6 protein-coding genes are annotated in these 5,861 nt (G+C 34.0%); all 6 read right to left on the reverse strand.

Annotated elements, in window-relative coordinates:
• A partial coding sequence (murB, locus tag PHC28_RS14730) for a UDP-N-acetylmuramate dehydrogenase (RefSeq protein ID WP_300102266.1) occupies nucleotides 1–737 on the reverse strand: 737 nt, incomplete at its 3' end.
• Nucleotides 738–776: 39 nt separating this feature from the next.
• Nucleotides 777–2,624 (reverse strand): asparagine synthase (glutamine-hydrolyzing), encoded by a 1,848-nt coding sequence (gene asnB / locus PHC28_RS14735; RefSeq protein ID WP_300102269.1) that lies wholly within the window; start codon nucleotides 2,622–2,624, stop codon nucleotides 777–779.
• A 2-nt stretch (nucleotides 2,625–2,626) separates the two neighbouring features.
• Entirely contained in the window at nucleotides 2,627–3,694 is a 1,068-nt protein-coding gene (locus tag PHC28_RS14740; protein WP_300102272.1) for a glycosyltransferase family 4 protein, read from the reverse strand.
• 8 nt (nucleotides 3,695–3,702) lie between these two features.
• Complete coding sequence (locus PHC28_RS14745) at nucleotides 3,703–4,377, reverse strand: DUF2461 domain-containing protein (protein WP_300102275.1); 675 nt, start codon at nucleotides 4,375–4,377, stop codon at nucleotides 3,703–3,705.
• Nucleotides 4,378–4,386: 9 nt separating this feature from the next.
• Nucleotides 4,387–5,085, reverse strand: a complete 699-nt coding sequence (locus PHC28_RS14750; protein ID WP_300102277.1) for a thioredoxin domain-containing protein — start codon at nucleotides 5,083–5,085, stop codon at nucleotides 4,387–4,389.
• 90 nt (nucleotides 5,086–5,175) lie between these two features.
• Nucleotides 5,176–5,861, reverse strand: a 686-nt coding sequence (locus tag PHC28_RS14755) for a DUF3089 domain-containing protein (protein WP_300102280.1), incomplete at its 5' end; no start/stop codon positions are given.

Consider the following 5,861-nt stretch of genomic DNA (forward strand, 5'->3'; position numbering starts at 1 on the left):
TTTAAAAGGATTGGATTTTTAAAAAAACTGCCGCTGTTTCCCAGTTCTTTTGGATCGGGCAATTTACTTTTTCGAATAGCAATTACGGCATTGCTCACGTCTTTTAGAGTAGGATTCGTAATGTTGTTTTTTGCTAATTCAGCCGTAATATCTCCGTAAGAAGTATTGATTTTATGATTGCGTTTCGTCAGTTTAAAAACGACCGAAGTAATGATGTATTGGTCTTTTACCTCATTTTTGAAAACACTTTCTCGATAACCAAAATGACATTCTTCTTTGCTGAACGTTTTCATTTTTTGGTTTTCAATTCTCATAGCTTCGCAGGAATCGAAAGTGTCTTTGATTTCGGTTCCGTAAGCGCCAATGTTTTGTACTGGTGTTGTACCTACATTTCCTGGAATGAGCGACATATTTTCTAATCCGCCAAAATTTTGGTTGATGGTCCAAAGCACAAATTCGTGCCAGTTTTCACCAGCCTGACTTTCGACCCAAACAAAATCATCGTTTTCTTTGATAATTTTTTTGCCTTTCAAATCAACGTGAATAACTAAGGCTTCGATGTTTTTGGTCAAAAGCATATTGCTTCCGCCACCAAGAATAAACTTTTTTTGAGATTGGTTTTCTTCTAAAATAGTTCTTAATTCAGCTATATTTTGTACAGCAATAAATTGTTTTGCTTTGGCTTCAATGCCAAAAGTATTGTAATTTTTTAGAGAAAAATTAGTTTGTATTTCCATAAATGGGAGTGCGTTTAAAACTTAAACCAAAAGTAAGTATTAAAATTTATTTGCATAGGTTTTTAGCCAAATATGCATCATAAATAAAGGCATAATGTAAGTGATCATTTTGCTTTCGCCTTTTCTCAAATCTTCGACCAGTTTTTTTGCGTTGATGTGCTCAAAATAATGCGTTTTGAATAAATCACTTTTCGAAAAGGATTCTAATTCATCAATGAATCCAGGACTTTTTAGCAAATAATCACCCCAAGGAACGCTCAATCCCACTTTTTTGAATTTTAGAATTTCTTCAGGCAAGCGGTCTTTCATCGCAGATTTGAGAATGAATTTCCATTTTTTGCCTGTAAAAAGCCATTTGTCTTCTAATGAACCTAATCCTGCAAGGAGTCTTTTGTCTAAAAATGGTTCCCTACATTCTATAGAAGCACCCATTGTGTTCCGGTCGTTGCGGTCGAGCAGCGAACATAAATAAGTATGTTGATCAAAATACAGTGCTTGTCTTCTCAAATTATTTGGATACAAAGATTTTGCATCTGCAAGAATTTGTTTTCTGTATTCGTTTTTAGGAGGCGTGTTTATACCAAAAATTTTTGCAATATCATTCGGATAAATAGTAGAGCCATTATAGATTATTAAATCATCAGGATCTTTTATTTGGGAATAACGAGCCAGTTTTTCATAACGAGGTTTTGTGGTAAAATAATCCATATGACCAATCGTCGCAATCGAAGTTAGTAAACTTGGATATTTCAATGCTTTATATCTCACGTAACCGCCCATTAATTCATCAGCACCTTCGCCTGAAAGTAACACTTTTACGGATGGTTTTGCTAGTTGTGCCAATGCCAAAATATGTGGTTCACTCAAATGCATTATAGGTTCATCTTGAAAATAAGTTGAACTTACCAACTTGTCAAAAAGAGCATTGTCTTCTAGTTGCATTGTATGAAAACCATAATCGAATTTCTCGGCCATCATTTTTGCCAAATGTGATTCGTTATGCTCTTTTTCCTTGAAACCAATATTAAAAGACTGAATGGCCTTGAAATTTTGTTGGTTTAGCGATGCCAAAATAGAGGTTGAATCTAGTCCACCGCTTAATAAAACCCCAACAGGAACATCGCTGACCATCCGCAATTTTACGGAATCGTCAAAAGTTTCTCGAAACCATTCGACAGGATTTTGAATTTTCGGCTGGTTTTGAATTTCTTTTTTTAAGCTCCACCATTTTTCATTGGTAATTTTACCACTTTCGTGAATGGTCAAAATATGTCCGGGCAATACTTTTTTTACGTTTTCGTACAAGGTATTTTCTCCTGCTACAAAACGATTAAAAATATATTCTTCCAGTCCGTCTTGTGAAGTTTTTAATGGAATTCCTGCTGTAAAAAGTGCTTTTTGTTCCGAAGCGAAATAGAAAGTTTCGTTGTAAAACGAATAATATAAAGGCTTAACACCCATTCTGTCACGAACGGCAGTCAATTTTTTTTCTTTCTTGTCCCAAATGACAAAAGCAAACATTCCGTTGAGACGGTGAAGCATTTCTAGACCGTATAATTCGAATAGTTTTAATAAAACTTCTGTGTCCGAACTTGTTTTTATATCAAATCCTTTGCTTCGCAACTCCGGATAAAAGTCTTTGAAATTATATATTTCTCCATTATAAACCATTATATAACGACCATCATCCGATAGAAATGGTTGATGTCCAGCCGAAGATACATCTAAAACAGAAAGTCTTCGATGTCCCAAGCCAATGTTATTTTCCAGAAACAGGCCTTTGTCATCAGGACCACGATGTTCCAGCGAATCACGCATTTTTGTCAATGTGCGTTCATCAACTTTTTTCTGAGAATGTAAATGTAAAATACCATTAATTCCGCACATAGTTAGTTGGTTTTGTATGTGTTAATTAATTGGTGGTATTTTGCGGCTATGATTTTCATATTGGTATTGTAATCGGCATTTTCTTCTATAAATTTTCTATTTTTTACAACGGCAGTATTTCTATAATCACTATTCTCGAATGCCCAAAGTATTTCATCGGCAAGCATTCTGAAATTGTCAATAGGAATGAGTTGTCCGTTTTCGCGGTGAGTGATCCAACTTTGGTTTCCAGGAATATTAGTTACAATTGGATAGCAATTCGAAGCCATCGCTTCAAATAAAGAGGTAGAAACGCCTTCTGTTGTAGGCATACTGATGTAAAAATTTGATTTTTGTAATAATTCTGGTAAATCGGTATTTGGAATTTGTCCAGTGAATTTGATCTTTTTTTCGATCTTCATTCTTGTTGCTAATTCTTTTAATTTTGGTAGCAACTTTCCATCACCTACAATGGTCAATTCAAAATCAATTCCTTCTTGATTGAGGATAGAGAAAGCTTTCAAAATTATGTCGTGACAGTATTCAGGCATTAACGATCGAGTGACAATCGCATTAATTTTTGAAGGATTTGCTGTGTTTTTGTTTGCATATTTTACCAAATCGATTCCTTTTGGCATTACCAAAACTTTACTCATATCGACATTGATTGCTTTCATCGAAATTGTCATTACAGGTCCCCAAGCGTGAATGAGATTGGCTTTTTCGAAGGCGTAATTTTGGATTATTTTTTTTATTGGTAGTAAAAGTGATTTTTCTGGCCATAAATCAGTTCTACCTTGTTGTGCAACAACGATTGGTTTTATTCCTGATAGTGCTGCAAGAAAACCATAACTCGTGGTTCTTTCTGCAATTACTATATCTGGATGGTGCTTTTTTATGATTTTTTTTACTTGAAAAAGTCCTGTGCAAAATTCTAAAATACGTAGGATACGACTAAAAAAAGTAGCGTTTGGTGTTTTTAATTCCCAAGTGATAATTTCGAAATCGCCAAATTCTTTCAGACCATTCATCCAAGTGATGGCATCAGCTCGGTAGGTTTCTCCAAGAAAAAGAATTTTCCTTTTTATCATAGTATGAATTATTCTTCAGAAGTTAATGCCCGATTGATAAAGTCGTTCAAAGGTTTCAAAAGGATTAGTTTCTTGGACATTTTGTCAACAAAATCTTTGTTTGTGACTTCTTCGTAATTAAATTTATGGGAAGTTTCGAAGCTTTTTAATTTTAAAAATTCAATGGCAGGATGTTCTTTTTCATAACCTCTTGGAGGGTTTTTTAGTATGTTGTTTTCATTTCGATCAAAATCACCAAATTCTTTTTTGAAGTTTTTATCGTTGAGAATTTCTTCTAAATCTTCGTGAAAATAAGCAATTTCTTTTCGCACTTTTTTCAAATCTTCAGCTTCGGGACAATAAAATCCTCCGGCAATAAAACTGCTTCCTTTTTCGATGTGAACATAATAGCCAGAACGATTCCAACCTTTGACACCGCTTGAAATCCAAACTCCCAAATGAGCTTTATAGGGTGATTTATCTTTCGAAAATCGGATGTCACGATTGATTCTGAAGGTGCAATGTTTGACTTCAAGCATTTCTAGTGATGGGTCGAGCGGTTTCATTATGTCAAGAAAATCACTAACTAATTGATGATAGTCTTTTTTGAAAACTTCATAACGTTTTTTATTGTCTAAAAACCAATCTCGATTGTTATTGGCTTTTAAATCATCTAGAAATTGCAAACTGTCTTTTGAAAGCATATTTTTTGATTATTGCAATTGTTTTCTCAAATCTTCCTCACTGATATAACCAGAATGTTTCCATTTTATTTCCTTGTTTTGATACAAGATAAGAGTTGGAAGTTCGTCGATTTTCATTTCTTTAATCAAGGTTTTATTTTCATCAGCATCTAATCGAACGATGACTACATTGTCCGCCATTTCTTTTTGCATTTGATCAAGGTAAGGAGCCATTTTTTTGCAAGGGGCACACCATTTTGCATTGAAATCTATTAGTACTTTTTTATCGGTATTTAATAACTCTCCATATTCCTGACTACACATTCCGATGATTTTATCACTTGGTTTTGATAAACCTGCAGCATTCCATTTCAAAAGGCCTCCTTCTAATTGATATATAGAATTGAATCCTAATTCTTGTAGTTTTGCAGCAGCTTTAGCACTTCTTGCACCACTTTTACAATACACAAAAACTGGTTTTGATTTGTCGTATTTTGCGACATCTGCCACAAAATTATCACCAAGCCAATTGACATTTTCAGCATTGTCAATATGTTCTGATGCGAATTCTTCTGGAGTTCTTACATCTAAAATTTGAGCTTTGGGCGTTTCATTTATTTTTTTGTCAAAAGCTTCAGGTGTAACGCTTTCTGTGGTTTTTGAAGCTTGTCCATTACAAGAGGAAATAGCAAAGGATATAAAAAGGATGAAAATGTACTGGAATTTCATAATTATTTAGGTTTTAAATTTTAAGACGCTAAAATAAGTAATTTACATTGGCAATCTAAAAAGAATGAGTTAAAGAAATTCTAAATTATTCTAATTTGTATTTCCTATTTTGGCAAAATTTACGTTTTGTTTCTTAGTTATATAGTTTTGCTCTCTCAAAAGGGAATTTTCTCGAATGTCTTCCCAAAACAAATTCACATCGCCAGTATGGTAATTTTTCATTAATAAAGTTAAATATCTATAAGGGAAATGCGGTGGTGAAATCCAGATTACTCCATTGCCAATATGAGTTGTAAAACTATTTTTATACATTTTGTTGTTGGTATATAAAAATCCTTTGTGAAGTTTCCTAGGTGCAATTGCAGTGGTGTCCCAAGTCACTGGATTAATAACTGCTTTTCCTTTGTACCATTCGTAATTTTTCTTATCATATTTGTGTTTGAAGGTATTCCAAGTTACAAATCCTCCTGTCTGGTTAGGTTGATCCATAAAATGTACCGTTCCAAATTGGGTTTTATCAAAACCAATTCCAGGAATGTAAGCTGCCACCAATTGATTTTGCAAAGGCTTTCCATCAAAAAAATCGTGCAATAATTCCGCAATTTGTGTACTTCCTTGACTGTGTCCAGCCAGAATGATTCCGTGACCGTGATTGTAATGTTCTAAATAATATTTGAATGCTGCCTTCACATCCGAATAGGCAAGGTGTAAAGCTTGAATGCCACCATTTTCAAGATTATAATAAGCGCGAATATGTGCTTGTCTATAATAAGGAA

Origin of the sequence: Flavobacterium sp. (assembly GCF_028712645.1) — a bacterium.
In the GTDB taxonomy this organism is placed as follows: Bacteria; Bacteroidota; Bacteroidia; order Flavobacteriales; family Flavobacteriaceae; genus Flavobacterium.